Origin of the sequence: Raoultella sp. T31 (genome assembly GCF_002806725.1) — a bacterium.
Lineage (GTDB): Bacteria > Pseudomonadota > Gammaproteobacteria > Enterobacterales > Enterobacteriaceae > Klebsiella > Klebsiella electrica.
Map to the genome: position 1 here is coordinate 1 of NZ_PIBO01000078.1, position 1,834 is coordinate 1,834.

A 1,834-nucleotide genomic window follows, 5' to 3' on the forward strand; every position below is an offset into this window, starting at 1 on the left:
TTGTTGGAGTGAACATATCAAAAACAGGCAATTACACAATTTAAATTACAGTCTCAATTTTGACGCTATGACCTGACGGCTTTACGTTTTCATTTCTCAAAAGTGCATTGTCAATCAACACCCCCTTGATAAGACTAGGTTTATTGTGATTTTAGTCGGCTAATTAACAGGGGGTATCAGTTCACAGATTTCAAGCTTTTTACCCCTCAAAACCAGTTACAGCAACGGATTAGGGGTTTTTACTGTTAATATTGATATGCAGTGATTAATCAATGAATTAATACACTGATAATGAAAGACTCAATCATCTATTCATTTCATTGGGTCTGGTATCCTTATTGGAGTATTTTTATTGTCTGGCGATGGCGGATTAAGATAAGCAATACCATGAATGCAACCCAAAAAACCTAACAGATAAAACATTATCCTCAGTAATTCGTCAGTTAAGTCTTTGTCTGAGACTGGTATTGCTTCAACAATAGAAATCTTCACATCCTTATTAAATAGTTGGCAGGAAGATGTGACGAACGCGTTTAGACGCGTGACAGCCTTAGGTGAGTCAATTTGATGTGCCAAAGCATTGCGTAATTGATTCAAGTTATCCAAAACTGGCCATATTTTTTCAGGGTACTGAAACCCAGTAAGATGGGAGCCAAAAAGTGCCTGAACAAGTTTCAATTTATGCTGAAAGCTTAATTGGATATTTTCAATTGGTTTGCTATCACGACAATGCAATCTTAAAATGTCCATTAACAACTCTTCAGCAAAGAGATGTCCCTTTAAGATGATTGATGTAATATCCATTCTATGGTGCAAGTGTTTTTCGTATCTCGATGTGTTTTTTTTCATAAAGCAGTTTTAGGTCTTCTTGCGTTCGCATCTTTCTGTCCGTCAGTTATCTTACCAAGAATGTAAGCTTATCAGGCTGGAGAGGCACTGGTCACATACCTTTGCAATTTTCTTATGCTGCTACTTTTCTCATCTATCACAGCCGTCGGATGGTTCACTTTAGGTATACCTCAACAAGCACCGATTTACTGAACCAGTTCACCCCAAAAATGATTTATTGAACCATATAAAACAGACTGATATAATTGAACCATCTTAAACAGACTATCACGGTTCACTATCATGACTTCACGTGTCTATGCTTACCTCAGAGCTTCCACAACTCAGCAAGACGCAACACGCGCCAAAGGTCAGTTGGATGAGTTCGCTACAGCCAACGGTATGACCATTTCAAGCTACTTCACAGAGAATGAATCAGGTGCATCGCTACAGCGTCCTGAGTTGTTCAGACTGCTTGAGATTGCGCAGAAGGGAGATGTTCTCTTAGTGGAGCAGGTAGACCGCCTGTCACGTTTGAGCGGCGAAGACTGGAACAAGTTACGGTCACTGATTAATGAGAAAGGTGTGAGAGTGGTTGCCTTAGACCTGCCAACAAGCCACCAGCTTATTCAGTCAGGTGATGAGTTCACCAGCAGAATGCTTGAGGCGCTAAACGGGATGATGCTGGACATGTTAGCGGCCATTGCCAGAAAAGATTACACAGACCGTAAGAGAAGACAGGCTCAGGGCATTGTAAAGGCCAAATCAGACGGTAAGTACAAAGGCCGTCCAGAGGACACACAGCGTAATGAGAGAATAGCCAAGCTGTTACAGGCTGGTATGTCCTACACTGACGTAATGGAAACGGTGAATTGCTCAAGGGCAACGGTGGCAAAGGTCAGTAAGAGTCTCAAAGAGATGGCTTAATTTGACTTGTGAATAGTCACGCCCGACCCTGTAAATAATTCTGTGTAATTGCCATCCGATTAAAGGTGGTCGCTCAGGC

At 41.4% G+C, this 1,834-nt stretch carries 2 protein-coding genes; one reads left to right on the top strand and one right to left on the bottom strand.

The annotated features are described in order from the left end of the window. Positions 1 to 312: 312 nt before the first annotated feature. Positions 313 to 804 carry a hypothetical protein gene (locus CWM52_RS25780; RefSeq protein WP_227521342.1) on the bottom strand — a complete coding sequence of 164 codons (492 nt, stop codon included), beginning with the start codon at positions 802 to 804 and terminating at the stop codon, positions 313 to 315. Between the two features lie 327 nt (positions 805 to 1,131). Between CWM52_RS25780 and CWM52_RS25785 the strand changes: the two genes are divergently transcribed. After that, positions 1,132 to 1,755, top strand: coding sequence for a recombinase family protein (locus CWM52_RS25785; protein ID WP_032453057.1), 624 nt, complete (start codon positions 1,132 to 1,134; stop codon positions 1,753 to 1,755). Positions 1,756 to 1,834 lie beyond the last annotated feature (79 nt).